The sequence below is a fragment of the Chungangia koreensis genome (assembly GCF_042651785.1).
GTDB classification, from domain to species: domain Bacteria; phylum Bacillota; class Bacilli; order Bacillales_A; family Planococcaceae; genus Chungangia; species Chungangia koreensis.
This window is the reverse complement of the sequence record NZ_JBHSEC010000001.1, coordinates 217,571-234,501: the sequence shown is the minus strand read 5'-3', so window position 1 is coordinate 234,501 and position 16,931 is coordinate 217,571. Positions and strand designations below refer to the sequence as shown.

General features: G+C 42.3%; 21 protein-coding genes. 6 read left to right on the top strand and 15 right to left on the bottom strand.

All coding sequences use genetic code 11. The features are described from left to right. Nucleotides 1–28: 28 nt before the first annotated feature. Entirely contained in the window at nucleotides 29–910 is an 882-nt protein-coding gene (locus tag ACFOZY_RS01460) for a DMT family transporter (protein WP_378151487.1), read from the bottom strand. Nucleotides 911–925: 15 nt separating this feature from the next. Continuing rightward, nucleotides 926–1,492: a GNAT family N-acetyltransferase gene (locus ACFOZY_RS01455; RefSeq protein ID WP_378151485.1), complete on the bottom strand. Its 567-nt coding sequence runs from the start codon at nucleotides 1,490–1,492 to the stop codon at nucleotides 926–928. A 99-nt stretch (nucleotides 1,493–1,591) separates the two neighbouring features. Here ACFOZY_RS01455 and ACFOZY_RS01450 point away from each other — a divergent pair, with 99 nt between their 5' ends. Genes ACFOZY_RS01450 through ACFOZY_RS01440 form a run of 3 tightly spaced genes read left to right on the top strand, consistent with a single transcriptional unit; the run spans nucleotide 1,592 to nucleotide 3,815 of the window. Then, entirely contained in the window at nucleotides 1,592–2,329 is a 738-nt protein-coding gene (locus ACFOZY_RS01450) for a methionine ABC transporter ATP-binding protein (RefSeq protein WP_378151483.1), read from the top strand. Further along, nucleotides 2,329–2,991: a methionine ABC transporter permease gene (locus tag ACFOZY_RS01445; protein ID WP_378151481.1), complete on the top strand. Its 663-nt coding sequence runs from the start codon at nucleotides 2,329–2,331 to the stop codon at nucleotides 2,989–2,991. Before ACFOZY_RS01450 ends, ACFOZY_RS01445 begins: the two co-directional genes overlap by 1 nt. 11 nt (nucleotides 2,992–3,002) lie before the next feature. Beyond that, nucleotides 3,003–3,815 (top strand): MetQ/NlpA family ABC transporter substrate-binding protein, encoded by an 813-nt coding sequence (locus tag ACFOZY_RS01440; RefSeq protein WP_378151478.1) that lies wholly within the window; start codon nucleotides 3,003–3,005, stop codon nucleotides 3,813–3,815. A gap of 132 nt (nucleotides 3,816–3,947) precedes the next feature. Here ACFOZY_RS01440 and ACFOZY_RS01435 read toward each other — a convergent pair whose 3' ends face one another. The 5 genes from ACFOZY_RS01435 to ACFOZY_RS01415 all read right to left on the bottom strand — a co-directional run bounded on the left by ACFOZY_RS01435 (nucleotide 3,948) and on the right by ACFOZY_RS01415 (nucleotide 8,933). Further along, on the bottom strand, nucleotides 3,948–4,322 hold the full coding sequence (locus tag ACFOZY_RS01435; protein WP_378151476.1) for a VOC family protein: 375 nt from the start codon (nucleotides 4,320–4,322) through the stop codon (nucleotides 3,948–3,950). An 88-nt stretch (nucleotides 4,323–4,410) separates the two neighbouring features. Next, entirely contained in the window at nucleotides 4,411–5,718 is a 1,308-nt protein-coding gene (locus tag ACFOZY_RS01430; RefSeq protein ID WP_378151474.1) for a (Fe-S)-binding protein, read from the bottom strand. Next, the gene (locus ACFOZY_RS01425) at nucleotides 5,711–7,123 is read right to left on the bottom strand and encodes an FAD-binding oxidoreductase (protein WP_378151472.1); all 1,413 of its coding nucleotides are present in this window, start codon (nucleotides 7,121–7,123) and stop codon (nucleotides 5,711–5,713) included. The genes ACFOZY_RS01430 and ACFOZY_RS01425 overlap by 8 nt, the downstream gene beginning before the upstream one ends. Nucleotides 7,124–7,391: 268 nt before the next feature. Continuing rightward, complete coding sequence (locus ACFOZY_RS01420; RefSeq protein WP_378151470.1) at nucleotides 7,392–8,483, bottom strand: CdaR family transcriptional regulator; 1,092 nt, start codon at nucleotides 8,481–8,483, stop codon at nucleotides 7,392–7,394. 33 nt (nucleotides 8,484–8,516) lie between these two features. After that, a complete protein-coding gene (locus ACFOZY_RS01415) occupies nucleotides 8,517–8,933 on the bottom strand; it encodes a hypothetical protein (RefSeq protein ID WP_378151468.1) in 417 nt (138 codons plus the stop codon). Between the two features lie 113 nt (nucleotides 8,934–9,046). On the opposite strand from ACFOZY_RS01415, the gene ACFOZY_RS01410 reads away from it, so the two are divergent. Next, nucleotides 9,047–9,634: a DUF421 domain-containing protein gene (locus tag ACFOZY_RS01410; protein ID WP_378151466.1), complete on the top strand. Its 588-nt coding sequence runs from the start codon at nucleotides 9,047–9,049 to the stop codon at nucleotides 9,632–9,634. A 31-nt stretch (nucleotides 9,635–9,665) separates the two neighbouring features. On the opposite strand, the gene ACFOZY_RS01405 is transcribed toward ACFOZY_RS01410, so the two are convergent. The 6 genes from ACFOZY_RS01405 to ACFOZY_RS01380 form a co-directional block, all read right to left on the bottom strand. Further along, nucleotides 9,666–9,848: a hypothetical protein gene (locus ACFOZY_RS01405; RefSeq protein ID WP_378151464.1), complete on the bottom strand. Its 183-nt coding sequence runs from the start codon at nucleotides 9,846–9,848 to the stop codon at nucleotides 9,666–9,668. Between the two features lie 97 nt (nucleotides 9,849–9,945). After that, nucleotides 9,946–10,482, bottom strand: coding sequence for a GrpB family protein (locus ACFOZY_RS01400; protein WP_378151462.1), 537 nt, complete (start codon nucleotides 10,480–10,482; stop codon nucleotides 9,946–9,948). Continuing rightward, entirely contained in the window at nucleotides 10,482–10,931 is a 450-nt protein-coding gene (locus ACFOZY_RS01395; protein WP_378151460.1) for an NUDIX hydrolase, read from the bottom strand. Before ACFOZY_RS01395 ends, ACFOZY_RS01400 begins: the two co-directional genes overlap by 1 nt. Before the next feature lie 109 nt (nucleotides 10,932–11,040). Beyond that, complete coding sequence (locus tag ACFOZY_RS01390) at nucleotides 11,041–11,877, bottom strand: STAS domain-containing protein (RefSeq protein WP_378151458.1); 837 nt, start codon at nucleotides 11,875–11,877, stop codon at nucleotides 11,041–11,043. A gap of 184 nt (nucleotides 11,878–12,061) precedes the next feature. Beyond that, entirely contained in the window at nucleotides 12,062–13,267 is a 1,206-nt protein-coding gene (locus tag ACFOZY_RS01385; RefSeq protein ID WP_378151456.1) for an amidohydrolase family protein, read from the bottom strand. Nucleotides 13,268–13,272: 5 nt separating this feature from the next. Next, complete coding sequence (locus tag ACFOZY_RS01380; protein WP_378151454.1) at nucleotides 13,273–14,358, bottom strand: hypothetical protein; 1,086 nt, start codon at nucleotides 14,356–14,358, stop codon at nucleotides 13,273–13,275. A gap of 150 nt (nucleotides 14,359–14,508) precedes the next feature. On the opposite strand from ACFOZY_RS01380, the gene ACFOZY_RS01375 reads away from it, so the two are divergent. Both ACFOZY_RS01375 and ACFOZY_RS01370 read left to right on the top strand, forming a co-directional pair. Continuing rightward, nucleotides 14,509–15,675: a TraB/GumN family protein gene (locus ACFOZY_RS01375; RefSeq protein ID WP_378151452.1), complete on the top strand. Its 1,167-nt coding sequence runs from the start codon at nucleotides 14,509–14,511 to the stop codon at nucleotides 15,673–15,675. Between the two features lie 193 nt (nucleotides 15,676–15,868). Continuing rightward, a complete protein-coding gene (locus ACFOZY_RS01370; protein ID WP_378151450.1) occupies nucleotides 15,869–16,201 on the top strand; it encodes a L,D-transpeptidase in 333 nt (110 codons plus the stop codon). A gap of 11 nt (nucleotides 16,202–16,212) precedes the next feature. Here ACFOZY_RS01370 and ACFOZY_RS01365 read toward each other — a convergent pair whose 3' ends face one another. Both ACFOZY_RS01365 and ACFOZY_RS01360 read right to left on the bottom strand, forming a co-directional pair. After that, nucleotides 16,213–16,518, bottom strand: a complete 306-nt coding sequence (locus tag ACFOZY_RS01365) for a hypothetical protein (protein WP_378151448.1) — start codon at nucleotides 16,516–16,518, stop codon at nucleotides 16,213–16,215. Nucleotide 16,519: 1 nt separating this feature from the next. Further along, on the bottom strand, nucleotides 16,520–16,921 hold the full coding sequence (locus ACFOZY_RS01360) for a UPF0158 family protein (protein WP_378151446.1): 402 nt from the start codon (nucleotides 16,919–16,921) through the stop codon (nucleotides 16,520–16,522). Nucleotides 16,922–16,931: the final 10 nt, after the last annotated feature.

The window sequence follows — 16,931 nt, the reverse complement described above, 5'->3', positions numbered from 1 at the left end:
CTTTTTGAGTTATAAGACGAATGACCTATTATTCAAGCTGTCTTTTCCTGAAATTAATCAAATAGATACTTATAAGTATGAAAATCATTCCTAATGCCAAAGAAACCGTAAAAGGTTCCTGAAGGAAAATAGTCCCGATCAGGACGGAAATAAGCGGCACTAAAAAGGTGAACGAGCCGACTTTCCCCGAATCTCCAGAATTCATTAATGTAAAATAGACGACAAAAGCAAGGACAACACCGAAAATAGCTCCATAAAGCAGGCATACGATAAATGGCCCATTCCAGTGAATATCTCCAACATCTTCGACTACTGCCCCAAAGCCGGTTAAAACCATTCCACCGAGAACATTTTGGAGGGCAACGAGCCAAAGCCCGTGTACTAAAAGTTTTGTTCTCTTCACATAGACTGTACCAATGGCCCAGCTGATACCCGTTACTAATGCAAACAAAACTCCAAGTCCTGAAATTTCACCCGCAATCCCTTTCATACTGGCAAATACAACCCCTATAAAACCAAGAAGGATTCCAGCCACTTTGAGGGGTGTCAATTGCTCCTTCAACCAAATCCACGCTAAAAATACGACAAGGACCGGCTGGAGATAGACGATGACAGAGTATAGACCTGCCGGCAAGTATTGAAGGCCGATCGATTGGACACCGTAAAAGAGAATGACATTAAACAGCGCCGATATCAAGTAGATCGGCCAAGTTTCTTTCCAACGGATCCTGCGCCAGTTCGGCAGAAGAATCATCGTAAATAATAATCCTCCGATCAGCGAGCGGATTCCAGCGAATAATATCGGTGGCGTGTATTCAAGAGCAATCTTATAGATCGGCCAAACAGAGCCCCAGACGAGCACTAAAAAGACGATACCGCTTACCACTTTACCTTTTGTCATTTGTGCCATTACTCAACCTGATTTCTACTGTAGTTTTTTCACCATATGATGAAACGGTTCTCCAATGATGGTCCAAGGCGATTGAATAGTAAAGCCGACACGTTTGTATAGACGGATTGCCGCTTCCTTTTCCGTTTCTACATTGAGAGATACCGTTTTCACTTTAAAATCTTTAGCTACGGTGTCGGCAAACTGCAAAAGTGCAGTTCCTATACCATGGCCTCGGAATTGTGGATCTACACAAATTGTATCGATATACATTTCACCAGGCAATGCTTCCTGATCAATCATAATTTCAGCAGCATCTTTTTCTTTTAAAAACTCCATCAAGTTGTCGTCCAATTCTGGAGCCACATCTCCTGGATAGATAACCATGATGCCCCCAACCTCGTTATTGACTTCTGCAATATATGTGAATCTGTATGAATGACGATTGTCATTTTGATGGAACAGTTTGACCAAAGTTTCCTCGACCTGGTCCCATTCTGTTTCACCTGTCAGTCGCTTTGCAATATCACCAATCGCTTCAACAATTAGTGGAACAGCTTTCTCCGCATCTGAAGGTTTTGCCTTTCTAACATTCACGGTCATAAATAACACTCCTTTTTCTCATATTATTGTACCACTAAATCCCCCTTCATTTTATGAACACCTTCTGATATAGTAACAATGGGACAAAGGAGGCTCATAATGATACAACTTCAATCAGTTGAAAAAAGCTTCAGCGGTTTACATGCCGTCCATCCTTTATCTTTAATGATTAACAAAGGGGAAATCCATGGAATTATCGGGACAAGCGGGGCTGGGAAGTCAACGTTAATCCGGATGATGAATTTACTGGAGCGTCCGGATAAGGGGAGTGTGTATGTCAACGAGGTTGAAATGACGGCACTAAAAGAAACGGATCTTCGAAAAGCAAGACAGAACATCGGGATGATTTTTCAACAATTTCAACTTGTGATGAATCGGACGGTTGGACAAAATGTGGAAATGCCTCTTGAGCTGATTAAAATACCAAAAGCTGAGCGACAAAAACGAGTTGAAGAATGCCTGAATTTCGTTGGACTATCAGATAAAATAGATGCGTACCCGGCGCAATTGAGCGGCGGGCAAAAGCAACGTGTCGCCATTGCAAGAGCTTTGGCCAATAATCCACCAGTCCTGTTATGCGATGAACCCACATCAGCCCTTGACCCATCAACGACGAGTGAAATTCTTCAAGTATTGAAAAACATTAATGAAACATTCGGAGCAACAATTGTCATCGTTACTCATGAGATGAATGTCGTGAAAAGCATTTGTAACAGGGTGTCGATCATGAAAGAAGGACGATTAGTCGAGACATTCTCGATTGAACCAATTGGGGTCGATCTGAATGAAGATCATTATATTGAGGATTTGCGTAGGATTGCGAAGGTGAAAGACTAATGGAAAAGATTATGGAATACCAACCTGAAATATGGATTTCCATCGGTCAGACATTCATCATGGTGGGCATATCTGTACTGGCCGCTGTGATTATTGGGTTACCATTAGGTACATATTTATATTTGTCACGTAAAGGAAACCTGTACGAAAACCGCTGGTTGTTTGCCGTACTCGACACATTTGTTAATATTGTCCGTTCGTTCCCGTTCCTTTTACTTGTTGTATTTTTAATCCCGTTTACACGACTCATCGTCGGCACGGCAATCGGTACGATGGCTGCAACTGTTCCGCTTTCCATCATTTCCATTGCCTATTACGCTCGATTAGTTGAACAATCGTTGCTCGATGTGCCAAAAAGCATTATTGAAGCAGCCATTTCGATGGGGGCCTCCAGAACCCAGATTATCTTTAAGTTTTTGTATAGAGAAGCACGTTCCGGTCTCATTTTCGGCTTAACGACGGCCACTGTAAGCTTCATCTCTTATTCGACGATAATGGGGATGGTTGGTGGCGGTGGAGTAGGCGATTTTGCCATCCGTTATGGTTATCAGCGGTATGAGACTGAGCTGATGGCCTATACAATCATACTCATGGTCATTTTAGTACAAGCGATCCAAGTGACCGGAACAAGAATTGCAAAGAAACTCGACAAACGATCCTAAAGGAGATAGACATGAAAAAACTACTATCACTATTACTCGTCCTTTCCTTAATCCTCGCAGCTTGCGGTAAATCGGATAAGGGAGCGGACGGGCAACAAACAGAAGAAAAGAAAGATATTAAAGTCGCTTCACATATCCCGCCAATGACCGACATGTTGGAACTTGTAAAGCCGTTGATGGAAAAAGACGGATACAATATGGAAATCGTTCATGTTTCTGACAACGTACAGCCGAATCAGATGTTAAAAGACAAGGAAGTAGACGCAAACTTCTTCCAACATCCACCGTATATGGAGCTGTTCAATGAAGCAAACGATGCTAACTTGGTTGTCGTACAGCATGTTTACGATGCTCCATTAGGCTTATATTCAACAACGTATAACAGCGTCGAAGAAATTCCGGATGGCGCAACAATTGCCATACCGAATGATACTTCGAACATCGCTCGGTCCCTTAAACTAATGGAAACTGGCGGTTTGATCAAACTTAAAGAAGGCGTCGGCATTGATGCTACGCAAAAAGACATCATTGAAAATCCTAAAGACCTAAAAATCTTGGAAGTAGACTTATTAATGCTTGCCCGCTCTTATGAAGATGTAGATGCTGTTACCATGCTCCCTGCATACGCTGAACCGCTCGGATTAAATCCAGCTGAACACTCGCTAATCGAGGAAGGAAAATCAGACTTCCCGATATCACTTATTGCACGTGAAGATAATAAGGATTCCGCAGCAATCCAAGCATTAGCAAAGCATTTGTCCGGTCCTGAAATCGTTAAATTCCTTGAAGAGAATTTCCCAACCACATATAAGCCGGCATTTTAATAACAGGTCATTAATCTACAATTAATGTGGTTTAATCCTACTCGGAATGAAATTAAGGCTTAAATCATTGCGTTTAATCCTTAAAGAAAGGGAAGCTGAAAATTCAGCTTCCCTGTTTTGTTATTCGCTTAATCATCCTGTACAAATCATGATTTGATTCCCATCTGGATCAGAGATTATGAAATAAGAGAAGTCCTCGAATCTTACAATTTCTGATTCTATTGAAAAATCCATCTCCCCCATATACTCATATGCCTGATCAATTTCATTCGTATGAAAGTTGAACAGCGGGTATGGGATTGGGGTGAATTCTTTCCGCTCTCCCTCTGGACCAGCATCAAGCGTTAGACCGGTATGATCATTAATTGTCATGTTATAGACTGGACGGGATACTATAGACAAATCGAACTCTTGGCCTAACAGTTTCGAATACCACTCCACTGAGTTTTTCAAATCGCTTACATGTACAAAAATGGTGTTGATTTGATTACTGATCGGACTATGCATTACCGATTCACCTCACTTTGTTATAAAGAAATTTCTTTTACTTCTCCATTCGATAAACCTTTCAGGAATCCTTTAAAATAAAGATTTATTACGAATAGACTACCTCATACAGGAAATCCACTATGTGTACGGCTTTCATTTCCTTGTCTAATCCTTCTCTTCGGATGCCAACCTGCATTTGCATAAGGCAACCTGGGTTGGAAGTAACAATGATTGCTGGCTGAAGTTCCTTCACATGCCCCATTTTCGCATCCAAAATTCGGCGGGACATTTCTGGCTGCAGCAAGTTGTAAATACCTGCCGAACCGCAACATGTATCGGCACCGATCAATTCTTTATAGTCATAACCTGGTGCATCCATTAACAGTGAACGAGGTTCCATAAACACTTTGGATACGTTCCGCAAATGACAGGAATCTTGATAGGTGACCATTACGTCTCCCGCTGATTCTATTGTCTTCAATCGGGCGTTCATTCCGAGCTTGACGAAAAGTGAGGAGATATCCATCTGTTTCCGTGAAAATCGCTCCGCTTTTTCCCTGTATTTAGGGTCATCCTTCAAATGCTTTTCATATTCCAATAAGAAGGCACCACACCCCCCCGCATTATTAACAATGTAATCATAGTCGTCCGAGTCAAAGGAATTTAAGTTGTGTCGGGCATTTCGAAGCCCTTTTTCCAATTCGCCGCTATGACCATGGAGTGCCCCGCAGCATTCCTGACCTTCAGGTATGATGACTTCACAACCCAACCATTCCAGCAATTCGATTGTCTTTCGATTTGTCGCTTGGAACAATGTATCCATCAGACACCCTGTAAAGAAAGCAACCTTCAGAGTTCGCGGCTTTCGTGATTCACTTCGTTCCTTCCTCTTCTCGATTTCTGGTAAAACACTTTCCATCTCTTTCATGAATGGCGGGAACAAGTTCAAGAAACCTACTTTACGCGTAACCTTTTGCAAACCCGACTTCTGATAAAACTGCACCAGTTTCACAGTTCCAGCCATTTTGCTCTGATCTGCAAACAAACCCTCGAATGCAGTTTTCCGGATTACTTTCTCTTTCAATTTTTGTGGCTTCGCTGCTTGAATGGCATCACGTGTCTGTTCAATGAGCGCCCCGTACTGGACTCCTGCCGGACATGCCGGTTCACACGCTCGGCATCCAAGGCAGACATCGAACGATTCCTCGATTGATCCATCCCATATGACATTCCCGTCCCTCATAGCTTTCATTAAAGCAATTCGCCCACGAGGTGAATGCATTTCGTTCTGTTCTGTATGTATATATGTAGGGCATGCCGGAAGACAAAATCCACAACGCATGCAATCCATAATCAGATCTTCGTCTACATGTTCACGGAAAGATTCCTGCATCTCCTCCTGGATGTTAAGCATTTTGCAGCACCAACCGTTTCTTTGTAGACTTAGCAAATATCTTGCCAGGATTCATGATATTCTGTGGATCAATCGATTCTTTTATGGCGCGCATCAATTGGATGCCGCTCGGTCCTAACTTCCACTCAAGATATGGAGCTTTCATTTCCCCCACTCCGTGCTCGCCTGTAATTGTACCGCCAAGACGAATGGCAGCTTCAAAGATCTCATCAAGCGCCCGTTCCACTCTTTCCATTTCCTCCTGATCTCTGACGTCTGTCAAACATGTCGGATGTAGATTGCCATCTCCCGCATGGCCAAAGGTGCAGATTTGAACGTCATGACGTACGGCAATTTCTTGGATCTCTTTAACCATCTTTGCAATTTCCGACCTTGGAACAGTTGCATCTTCTAAGATTGTCGTCGGACGTTTTCTTGACAAGGCAGACAAGGCTACACGCCTGCCGGTTTTCAATACGTCTGCCTCTTCATTTGAAGCTGCCAGGGCAGTCGATGTCGCTCCGTTATCCACGGCAATTTCAATCATTCGTTTTGTATCACGAATGACCATTTCTTCATCACCATCCTGCTCAAATAAAAGCATCGCCTCCGCGTCACGTGGTAGTCCAATCTTCATGAAGTCCTCTACCGCTCCGATCGTCCCTTTGTCCATGAACTCTAATGTAACCGGAATGATTTTATTCGCAATTATAGCGGAAACCGTTTTAGCTGCGTCTTCAAGTGAATTGAAATAAGCGATTCCTGTCTTTTTCGAAGCAGGCATTGGGATCAGCTTAAGGGTAATCTCGGTTATGATGCCTAACGTCCCTTCTGAACCGACGAGTAAGGCAGTTAGATCATAGCCTGCCACGTCTTTCGCCAGCTTGCCCCCGGTTTTTATCAGTTCTCCATTCGGTAGGACGGCAGTGAGCGCCTTCACATAATCTTTCGTCACTCCATATTTCAACCCACGGAGACCACCCGAATTCTCATTTACATTTCCGCCGATTGTCGAAATTTTCATCGAGCTTGGATCTGGTGGGTAAAACAGTCCATGTTGTTCGACAAATGAACAAATATCTTGAGTAATGACACCTGGCTGAACAGTAATCGTTAAGTTTTCCATATCCAACTCGACAATCCGGTTCATTCGATTGAAGAGGATGACAACCCCTCCTGAAGTCGGAACTGTACCTGCAGCCAAATTTGTACCGGATCCTCTTGGAACAATCGGAAGCTGTTCTTTTGAACAAAGCTTCACAATTCCTGCAACCTCTTCTGTTGTATTGGGTGAAATAACGAGATCCGGCTTCGCTTGGAAATTTGCCGTTGCATCATAAGAGTATGCAAGCAATTCCGCTTGGGAAGAGCGTACGTTTTCCGTGCCGACAATTTGAGCAAAAGCATTGATTAAACGTTCGTTCATTGTTTACTTCCTCTCCTCTTGAAAAATGGGATGTAGTCGTTTACTACCGATTCTGTCGTTCTTACTATCGATTCCGAGCCTTTTACTACCGATTTTCTTGTCTTTACTACCGATTCTGGTGCCTTTACTATCGATTCTCGGAGGTTTACTACCGATTCTACTTTTCTATATCATAATTTCAAAAACACGGACTTTTCTATATGATAAAAACTAAAAATTCACCTCTCTATTTGTCCAAAAAGACAAAAAGACATCTGCTCGATGTCTTTTACTTTGCTGCTAATAATCCGATCGCCACCGCAACAATGGCAATATGTTCTTTGTTATCGAAGTTGAGGTTCAATATCTCTTCTATTTTCTGAACTCGATATTTCAGCGTATTCTTATGTATATGCAATTCATTCGCAATTTCTTGCAGAGAGCCGGTGTTCTTCAACCACACTTTTAAAGTTTGAACTAGTTCCTCGTCCCCCAGCAAAGGCTCAATCGTCCTTCTCCTATACTCTTCTTTCACTTCATTTGGTAATGAATGATAGAGTAGCTCCAACTTAAGCTCCTCTTCGAACACTATTCTTTTCCAATTTCTCGAAACCGCTGCCGCTCTCTCCGCTTCCTGGAACGACTCCTTCAGGTGAGTATATGGCTTGGCAGCTCCAACACCAATTCCAATTGAATCGGATCTATAGCTTTTGACTAATTGTTCAAATTCGCCTAACTTCGTTCGAAGTTGAGTCTCTGCATTTTCTGGGACCAACATAATCAATTTGCCGACTCCCCATCGGACAAGTTTTAAGTTTGGGTGAATTCGTTGGGTACGAAGCAAATCTTCCACCTCAGTAAAATCAAAAGCCTTATTGCTCTCAATTACTGCCACGCGAGAAAAAGCAGTAATATCTAATCCTAATAATTTTGAGCGTTCGACCATGGCGATTTCGTCCATATCTGTTGTGAACAAATCGAAAATCAGCAACTCCAGATCCCGGAATCCACGCTCATGTTCCTGGCGAGCCATGAATTCTGTCACAAACAATTCCGCCACTTTCCGGACAAGCTTCGCATATTTTTCGATTTCCAAAGGTTTCCCTGTAATACCGATTACACCAATAGGAATGTCAGTTACGATAATCGGCAAGACCACGCCTGGACGGACACCGTGAAGTTTCCCCGTCATTTCCTCAGTCATCGGAAGCTCCTGTCGGGTTTCCATCGCAAGAGTCGCTCCTTCATGGATGGTATTCAACCGGGAGCGATCAGTGCTTGCAATAATAACACCATGCTGATCCGTCACAATTATACTTTGTTCAATCAACTCCGATAGTTCCTTTACAAGCTGTGCACCTAATGCTGTTAGATCGAACATTCACCCGCCCCCTTTCTTATTTGAGACTGTAATCTATGAGCTCAACCCGGGCGACGGACTGAGTTGCCTTTGAACACCCGCCTCGATATATGAACGAACCAATTTCCACTCATTACCACTTTGGGAAAACGTGGAGAAAAATAAGTTGGCATGCGGTAATTTTTCTTTATCGATGATCATGGCTGCTTCAATGACAGCCATCACTTGATTATTCCGCAATGGAAAAACCGAATGAATGGATATATCCCACTTAGCGTTGTTTTGTACGACATACTCAAAACCGTTTTTCCATCCTTCAACGGATTCCTCAAATCCAAAATCGAGAATCTCCTCGCCAGTTATCTCTCGGGCTCTATAGTCTTCAGAAATGATTCTCTTCATTCCTTCAAGGTCGGAGGACTCCCATATAGATAAATAAACTTGTAAAAATTCTTCGAATGATTGTTTCATAATAATCTCCTTTTTATTATTACTTTCGCCTAATATGTAAGGAAATCCTTTTTGGATGCATGAAAACAGTTCACATTCAAAAGATAAGGAGAGGAATAGAGGAGGAGACAGGATTGGATTGGAATTTAATTTGGAAGACTGTCTTAATATTTATTGTCGGTACGATCATTTTGCGGCTCGCCGGCAGAAAATCCATATCACAGATGACGATTCCAGAAACAGTTCTTGTCCTCGCGATCGGAACATTGCTCATCCAGCCTCTTGCGGATGAAGGCTATTGGACCACGTTCGGGATTTCCTTTATATTAGTTCTGACTTTATTGGCATTTGAACTTATTCAAATACGTTCTGACCGTTACGAAACGATCATCTCCGGAAAATCCATAGTCGTGATCCAAAACGGACAACTACTTGAAACGAACTTAAAAAAACTTCGTCTGACTACCGACAAATTGGAGTCTCATCTCCGACAAGCAGGGATTTCTTCTATTTCCGATGTGGAGATTGCCACGATCGAACCGAGCGGGCTATTGGGTTATCAATTAAAAAAGGAAAAGCAGCCTGCTACAAAAGAGGATATTCAACAACTAATACAACTTATACAGAGCGGGAAACTAAGCAATCCTCCCACTCCCTCAACCGAGAATATTTTTACTGAAATAACGTCCGATACACAAGATCCTCCTAAACGTTTGCAGTGAAAGAGTCCCTCTATTAAAAGCAGGGACTCTTTCATCTTCTTTGGCTTACCCACCAATCGATATGGTCAAGATTAAAGGCAATGATATTTTGATAAGGCTTTGAGTGCGGAATCGCCTTTTCCTTCATGAGGCCGATTATTTGCTCCTCGGATAAAGGATAACCTTCTTCTAAAAGATAGGCTGCCAGTTTTGGAACACCATAGACTTTTCTCACCTTTTTGCCTCCAAGTCGAAACTTCAATGAGCGTACGTCTTTTTAGAGCTATAGGGAAAGTGAAGCTTACTTAATATTTACCCTCTTTTTAACAAGTTCACTCTTCTTCACTGCGCTTCATGAATACTTCTAAGACGAACCTCTCTTTAAAGTCCGTGTATTCGATGATCCCAGTAGATGATCTTTTTACATAGTCTAATTTTAATTTTTCATATTTCTCTTTTTCATACTCATTTGCATTTAAATAGTCACGGAAAAAAATCAGATTTTTCCAAAGCTCCGAATGGTAGTCTGTCAGGTGAATGTAATGCGTTTTTTCATCATAACTCTCATCCAGAAACTTAGCTAATACGATCTCTCCTGGTCGTTTTACTTTCAAACGGAGAAAACCCGCTTGTTTTAAACCATCTATAAGCTGTTTTTCAACCTGTTCTAAATCATCGACCCCGATCAGAATATCGATAACCGGTTTCGAAGAGATCCCCTCGACTGCAGTACTTCCGATATGTTCTATCCGGTTCTGGGACAACCCTGTAAACTTCATAATTGTTTGCTTCACTCGTTCAAATTCCTGCTTCCACTCCGGATCGTATGTTTCGAGCCGGACCTCGTCATTCTTCAACCCGAGTTTCATTATACTTTCTCCATTTGGCGGGCAAACTCAATCTCAAGTAACTCAATTAAACCATCTGGAAATACGACCTTTTCAATTAAATCGCGTACATCCATCCATTTCGCAGTTGTGATTTTGTTGCCTTCCGTCATGATAAAAGATTCCTTTTCATATAGGGACGAGTCTACGAATTCAACGGTATAAAGGAGGGTGATTTCGTGCCCAATCCGTCCTTTCACCTTGTATATATTTTCAAGACAACCGAGACTTTTCAACACGCTCACTTCAACCTGCAATTCTTCTTGAAATTCCCGCACGAGTGCTTGTTGTGAGCGTTCACCAAGTTCGATAGTGCCGCCAATCGGCCGATAATATGTACCGTATCCTTTGGAGTGTCTCGCCACATTCTCTTCCAAAAGAACTTTTCCACCTTTAAACAAGATTCCTAACGTGTTTGCTCGTGGACGCATCAAACTCCCCCTATTTAAATCGACTAATACCTAATTCCACAGAAGCACGTATTAATCCTGCTGACCATTTATAGACAAAAGAAAAGCCCCCAATAAGGGAGCAAACATTTCAATCCAAGTCTAAGTTGAGGGCTTGTTCTAAATTAGACACCGTTGTCATGTCATTAAATTGAATGCCGAGTTGGATGGCAGTTTGAGCTATCTCAGGCCGAATCCCAGAAATCACACTCTTAATTCCTAATAACCGTAGTGCTTCAACTAATCTGAAAAGCTGTTGAGCTACCATCGTGTCGACGATTACTACTCCGGAAAGATCGATATACAAGCAACTGACCTTTTTCTCTGAACATTGAAGCAAAGTGTTTTCTAACAAATAATTCGCCCTTGCTGTATCAATATCCCCCACTAGCGGAAGCAAAGCACGGTTCTTATCCAACGAAATGACCGGTGAGCTCAATTCATTAATCATTTCCCGCTGGGCATTAAGTATTTTTTGTGCATAAGTATAATGTTCAGCTGTAAACCATTCGATAATTTTACCGACCGCATTAATAACTTCTTGATACCAGCTTTCAATTTTCTCCTGACTAATTTCACCTTTATGCACTTCTGAAAACTGATGGATCAAATTTACGTATTGACTTTGCACTCGGAAGAATTCTCTTAGGATAAAATGAAGAGGTGTACGGATATGATTTTCGTCTGTTGCTACCTCGACCACCCATTCTTCAAAATCCTCTAAGAAAGTATCCCGATCTTCCACGAATAACCGATTTAACCGTTTGTAGAATTCATGATTTTGTTCTTTCATCCTTTGTATAGCTTCGGGGTCTTCCATTGCGTAAACCCCACCTGTATTACGTTTGTCGAGTGTAGCATACCACTCTTCTGTCAACTGCCAAGTCTTGTCCTTCAAAAATTCATATAACTTTTTGTCAAAGTCCATTTCTGTCCCCCTATTTTCCGGAACACTTCCAAGTTATTTATCTATAACATTATACCTTTTTCACTTGAGAGTAGTAAATTTAGGAACCATAAGGATTTATTATTACTTGAACTGAATCGTTACTATCCCAAATAATCCGCACTTGTGTATGAAAAAAGAACCGGCATGTTGAATCGGTTCTTTTTTAAACTCGATTTATAACTCGTTTTCCTTTAAAATAAACCATTTTAATGTGCTCCGGCGCAACAATTTCAAGTCCGGGTACGCCAAGTGCGACAAGGAAATCAGCATCCATTCCAATTTCCAGTCTTCCAATTCGGTCCTTCCCTAAAAGTGAAGCCGGATTCGCTGTCAAAACTGCCAAAATCTCATTTTCATCAAAACCTTCTCTTGCAAGGAGTTTCATAGACGGTTGGGCAATTTCCATCAAGTGGTTTGGTCCATATAATGTCCTTTTGGTTAAAAGCCATGTCGCCTCATGATGCGGAGGCAAGTAGGAATCGGTTGAAACAGAAACAGCGATTCCATTCTTGACTAACTTCAGTATCTCTTCGGGTGAATTCGGCCGGAGATGCGTTCCTCCTATAGGAGTAGCAATTATCGGAATCCCCTTCGCAGAGGCGGACATGATCTGTTGATCTGAAATCCCATGTGCATGGTGAATAACATCGATTCCTGTATCCAGAGCAAGCTGGATTCCTTCCTCACCAGCGACATGGGCACCGATTCTCTTGCCGAGGCGACTATAGAGTCCTACTATTTTCTTCAGCTCTAATTCCGTGTAAATAAGTTCCCCCGCGCGCGGCACTTCTTTCGCCTCAAAATTAGCCGGTGTGGCATTCATGAAGATATTTTCACCAGGGTAGTCGCTATTTACGGCAATTTGTTCAATAATCTCCAAGTTAGATAATTCATCTTTTTCGACTTTACGACGACCAGTAACGGAAGTGAAATGAGCTAATTCAGGAAGGCCTATGGATATGCTGGTCGCGGCAAATGAAACATCTATAGGCAAATCTCTTACCGCTTTCCGATAGTCCATCATTGTAAAATCACACATTGGATGTCCGCAAACCTGTTCACCTAATGTTGTAATTCCGGAAGCTAACGCTTTAAATAAGAGGATTCTTCCGGCATGGAAATGGGTCTCCGGAGTTACTGGATAGAGTGAAGTCGGTGCGTACTCAAGTAGATGCGTGTGGCAATCTATCAAAGATGGAGTGATTACGTATTCACTGTTATCAATTTCTTCGATAGTAGGGTATTTGCTCCTCATTTCACCATACTGTCCTATGTCTTTAATGCTCTTGCCTTCAACGATGAGGGCACCATCATGGATGGTACCCTTCTCGCCTACTGTCACAATTTTCTTTGCATGGATTAAGATCATACCCATCACACCAGGAATGGAGTCAAGAAGTACGCAAGGATACAGGCAGTGAAAATCCGGATCAGCATTCCGATCACCGCAGCTACTAATGCCTCCCGCTCACTCAAATCAGATGATTCTGCCCAGGTTACTGGAATCTGTCCAAAGATAACAGACAACGGAAGTCCCGAGTTTGCTAAAACAAAGGAACCGACAATTAGTCTTGGGTCGATTGTTGCTGCTACATCAGCCAATTGGGCAACCGCTAATGTCGGTGCAGCTAAAATTGAAATGATTCCCGTTGAGGGCTCTATACTTAGCACCGTTAAAAACGAAGTTAGCACACCTTCAATTCCACTCCATAACCCAAAGAACTTAAGTGCACCGATGAAGAAAAAGACTGCGGCTACTGCAGGAATAATGATCAGGAATAATAATTCAACACCTTCTCTTGCTGAACCGAAAATGGTATTCATGAATCGCGTTTGAGGTGTGAATCGAGGCAACTCATTAAGGTCGACCTTCCGGGTATCCCTATAAATCGTTCTTGAGAGAATGAACGGCACGATAATTATCGGTATGAAAATTGAGAAAAGAATTAGAGGGAAAGCGTTAATGCCAAAAACCGATAAGGCTATGAGCCCCAGCACTAACGTAGCGAATGATTGCGGAGACTGAATCATGGTCGCAACTGCAATCTTTTGTTCCGCTTTCGTCGCGTTCGCCTTAACTAATATAGGACCAGAAATTTTTCCAGCAGCATTTATATCACCTAAAATATTGTAGACGCTTGGGACAATTACTGAGGGGTTGATCTTGAACCATTTCATAATGGGTACAAACACGCGGATGAGACCGTCTGTAAACCCAAGCCGCTCCAGCAGCCGACCGAAAATCACACTAATGATTATCGCCATCCCGACCTCGCTCGTCAGGAATATATCCACTACAACCGGCTTCACTTCTGCTATGACCGTATTGAAAAAACTTGAAAGGGACTGCGGGGCAAATAATAGAATCAGCAGGGACAAGAACACCAACACAAGACCGATGAGTTCAAACAGATGCCACGAGGAACGCGGCGAAGAACCCTTTAAAAACGGAGCCCGCATAACTCCACAAACCTCCTACTAACCTTTTTAGTAGGGTATGTTCCGAATATGCTCCGCGTGCTTATATTTTCTTCAATCCGGCAGTTGAAATCTACCATCTAATGGCTCATTATTAAATATAAGAAACTATATAGATAAAGGAAGTCGCTTATGTCTGAAGAGAATATCACAAGACTTACGATAGAAGATAAGGAATTCATCCTGATTGGGACCGCCCACGTTTCAAGACAAAGCGCCGAGCAGGTTAAATCCATCATTGAAGCCGAACAGCCGGATACGGTTTGTATCGAGCTGGATGAGCAACGTTATAAAGCTATTACTGAAGGAAATAAATGGAAAGAAACGGACATCTTTAAAGTGATCAAAGAGAAAAAAGCTTCGTTGCTGTTGATGAACTTGGCGATTTCCTCCTTCCAGAACCGGATGGCCAAGCAGTTCGATATTCAACCCGGCCAGGAAATGATCCAAGGCATTAAGTCCGCAAAAGAGATTGGAGCAAAGTTGGTGCTTGCCGACCGGAATATCCAAACAACGTTTTCCCGTATTTGGGGCAACTTGGGATTCATGGGCAAGTCACAGTTATTGACATCTGTATTCATGAGTATCTTCAGCAAGGAAGAAATCAGTGAAGAGGAAATGGAACAGATGAAATCGAAGGACATGCTCAATTCCGTCCTTGCTGAATTCACAGAGTCCTTTCCAAAGCTGAAGCAGCCACTGATTGACGAACGCGACCAATACTTAGCGCAAAAGATTCGCAAAGCTCCTGGGAAGAAGATTGTCGCTGTTTTAGGTGCTGCCCATATTCCGGGAATTACTCAAGAGATTTACAAAGAACATGATTTAAAGAAGCTTACCGCATTGCCGCCAAAGCCTAAATGGCCAAAAGTGGTCGGTTGGCTGATTCCGCTTTTAATCGTCGGACTGATTGTGTATACATTCTTAGCCAATCCGGAAGCTGGTCTCCAACAAACCATTAGCTGGTTCCTATGGACAGGTTCTCTCGCTGCAGTCGGAACAATTGCTGCCCTTGGGCATCCACTGGCAGTGCTCACTTCATTCGTCGCCGCTCCTTTGACTGCCCTCCATCCTTTACTCGCAGTCGGCTGGTTCTCTGGGGCAGTTCAAGCTTATATGCGACGCCCAAGTGTCAGGGACTTCGAGACCTTATCCGAAGATGTCTTTACAGTAAAAGGTTTTTGGGACAATAAAGTTACACGCGTACTACTCGTAATCGTACTCGCTAATATCGGTGGTTCCATCGGGACTTTCATCGGCGGTGCTGACGTCATTAAAACGTTTTTCCAGAACCTATAGTGCATTTGTTTAAACACATAACGACCTGAAGCTAAAAGTTGCTTCAGGTCGTTTAAATTTTGAACCTCTACTGTCTTTTGCTGCATAGACTAATTAGGAGGAAGTTCTTTATATTTGAAATTCAGAATTCCTTCAACCTTGCCCATCTTTCGTACTCTTCAAATTCAAAAGAAGTGGAAGTGGATTCTTATTGGTGAGATGGATTGACGTTTCAATATCGAAACACAAGTTAAGGCTGTTTGATGGTAGAAGGCTTATAAAAACATACCCGATTGGAGTCGGCAAAATGTTGACCCCAACACCTAATGGAACATACAAAGTGGTCAATAAACAATGGAATCCCGGTGGACCATTCGGAGTGATTTGGATGGGATTATCAAAGCCTCATTACGGGATCCATGGAACGAATAACCCAGCCTCCATCGGTAAACATGTCTCTCATGGCTGTATAAGAATGTATAATCATCATGTATTAGAATTGGCCGCAAAGGTTCCGATTGGAACGAGAGTTTCTATCCATAAATAATTGTCTAACGTTTAAACCTTCTGCGCCTTCATCATAATCAGCAATTCAAGCGCCGACATCTTCGGCAGTTTCTGGAGGAAAGTTAGAGCAGATCCATAACTTTCAAACGTGAACGACTCCAATTCTTGATGAACGTAGACAGCATCATATTCTTTCAAAAGCAGGTAAATCCGAATTACTGGATGATTAGACACTGGATTCATATTTTGTCCCATCACCAAGACACCCACATCGCTGGCTTCTGAATTCATGTATGTATCTAAAACGACCATTCCTTCCAACTCATCGGGCAATGTCAATCCATACTCATTTTGCAATTCAATGTCCCCCTTCAAGATTCTCTCTTATATTCGTGGATACCCCAATTTCAAAAAGCCAATCCAGCATCCGTTGCTTTGCGTATCCGTCTTCGAATGCGAACCATTCGTTTTGAATACCAAGTTCATATACTTTATCTTTAAACTTCGCAAATGGGCGTGGCTGATTCAATATATCTTTTAGTACGAAGGCATGGTCTTCTGACTGTTCATTCGCGAAGCTCACCATTAAGTCGAACGCTTCAGGCGAAGAGATTTGTGGAATTAGAGCAAGACGATCATCCATTTCTTCATCTTCATCATCCGTCTTAAAAAAGATCTCTCCAGTGTCCTTATTTAGATATTGTTCAAATTCCCGATCGGTCATCAATAACACTTCAGCTAGTTCATCGATCAACTTCACAATCTTCCCC

What these genes read in the sequence shown, in the direction of transcription:
- ACFOZY_RS01460 (WP_378151487.1), bottom strand. Translation starts at nt 910, where the DNA reads ATGGCACAAATGACAAAAGGTAAAGTGGTAAGCGGTATCGTCTTTTTA.
- ACFOZY_RS01455 (WP_378151485.1), bottom strand. Translation starts at nt 1,492, where the DNA reads ATGACCGTGAATGTTAGAAAGGCAAAACCTTCAGATGCGGAGAAAGCT.
- ACFOZY_RS01450 (WP_378151483.1), top strand. Translation starts at nt 1,592, where the DNA reads ATGATACAACTTCAATCAGTTGAAAAAAGCTTCAGCGGTTTACATGCC.
- ACFOZY_RS01445 (WP_378151481.1), top strand. Translation starts at nt 2,329, where the DNA reads ATGGAAAAGATTATGGAATACCAACCTGAAATATGGATTTCCATCGGT.
- ACFOZY_RS01440 (WP_378151478.1), top strand. Translation starts at nt 3,003, where the DNA reads ATGAAAAAACTACTATCACTATTACTCGTCCTTTCCTTAATCCTCGCA.
- ACFOZY_RS01435 (WP_378151476.1), bottom strand. Translation starts at nt 4,322, where the DNA reads ATGCATAGTCCGATCAGTAATCAAATCAACACCATTTTTGTACATGTA.
- ACFOZY_RS01430 (WP_378151474.1), bottom strand. Translation starts at nt 5,718, where the DNA reads ATGCTTAACATCCAGGAGGAGATGCAGGAATCTTTCCGTGAACATGTA.
- ACFOZY_RS01425 (WP_378151472.1), bottom strand. Translation starts at nt 7,123, where the DNA reads ATGAACGAACGTTTAATCAATGCTTTTGCTCAAATTGTCGGCACGGAA.
- ACFOZY_RS01420 (WP_378151470.1), bottom strand. Translation starts at nt 8,483, where the DNA reads ATGTTCGATCTAACAGCATTAGGTGCACAGCTTGTAAAGGAACTATCG.
- ACFOZY_RS01415 (WP_378151468.1), bottom strand. Translation starts at nt 8,933, where the DNA reads ATGAAACAATCATTCGAAGAATTTTTACAAGTTTATTTATCTATATGG.
- ACFOZY_RS01400 (WP_378151462.1), bottom strand. Translation starts at nt 10,482, where the DNA reads ATGAAACTCGGGTTGAAGAATGACGAGGTCCGGCTCGAAACATACGAT.
- ACFOZY_RS01395 (WP_378151460.1), bottom strand. Translation starts at nt 10,931, where the DNA reads ATGCGTCCACGAGCAAACACGTTAGGAATCTTGTTTAAAGGTGGAAAA.
- ACFOZY_RS01390 (WP_378151458.1), bottom strand. Translation starts at nt 11,877, where the DNA reads ATGGACTTTGACAAAAAGTTATATGAATTTTTGAAGGACAAGACTTGG.
- ACFOZY_RS01385 (WP_378151456.1), bottom strand. Translation starts at nt 13,267, where the DNA reads ATGATCTTAATCCATGCAAAGAAAATTGTGACAGTAGGCGAGAAGGGT.
- ACFOZY_RS01380 (WP_378151454.1), bottom strand. Translation starts at nt 14,358, where the DNA reads ATGCGGGCTCCGTTTTTAAAGGGTTCTTCGCCGCGTTCCTCGTGGCAT.
- ACFOZY_RS01375 (WP_378151452.1), top strand. Translation starts at nt 14,509, where the DNA reads ATGTCTGAAGAGAATATCACAAGACTTACGATAGAAGATAAGGAATTC.